Annotated in this window: 1 protein-coding gene; it reads left to right on the top strand. The window is 44.8% G+C overall.

Annotated elements, in window-relative coordinates:
* A partial coding sequence (locus ACLS0A_RS10990; RefSeq protein ID WP_416083510.1) for a hypothetical protein occupies window positions 1-697 on the top strand: 697 nt, incomplete at both ends.

Here is a 697-nt window from a genome sequence, read left to right as displayed (position 1 = left end):
AGCACCGTCTGCCCCGACAGTTGAGATTCAAGATGGCAATGATGGTTATCTGAATAAAGCTGAGGTAGAGGCAGGTGTAGAAGCGAAAATCACCTTTAATGGTGAAGAGGCGACTAAACCGGTTGCGGGCGACACCTTAAAAGTGGATTTTGATAATGATGGCGTTGTGGATAAAGAAATCATTTTAAGTGATGAAGATATCCAAAATGGTGTTATGGTAACCATTCCGGCAGATAAAGTACCTGCTAATGGTAAATTGACTGTGTCGGCAACAGTGGTTGATCAAGCGAGCAACCCAAGTCAACCAGGCACAGACAGCACAATCGTGGATACCAAAGTACCAGGTGGCAATGATGGCAATGGTGATGGTAAAGGTGATAAAGCACCAGAAATCACATTCCCAGAAGACACTAATACTGACCACACATTGAACAAAGATGAAGTTGGTTCAGACAATCAGACACCAGTGAAAATCACTGTGCCTGAGGGTACAGAAGTGGGTGACACATTGGTGGTTGAGATTAATGGTGAGAAAGAAGAAATTCCAGTAACACCAGAAATCATCAAAGATGGCTACACCAAAGACGTACCGACAAATGGCATCGACAACATCGACGTGAAAGCCAGTGTGAAAGATCCAGCAGGCAACGAATCAGCTGAAGGCACTGGCAGTGTGAAAGTGGATACCACTGCACCA

It is taken from the genome of Avibacterium volantium (assembly GCF_049366555.1).
GTDB lineage: Bacteria > Pseudomonadota > Gammaproteobacteria > Enterobacterales > Pasteurellaceae > Avibacterium > Avibacterium volantium_A.
The sequence above is the reverse complement of the archived record's forward strand: the minus strand, read 5'-3'. Positions and strand labels throughout refer to the sequence as shown.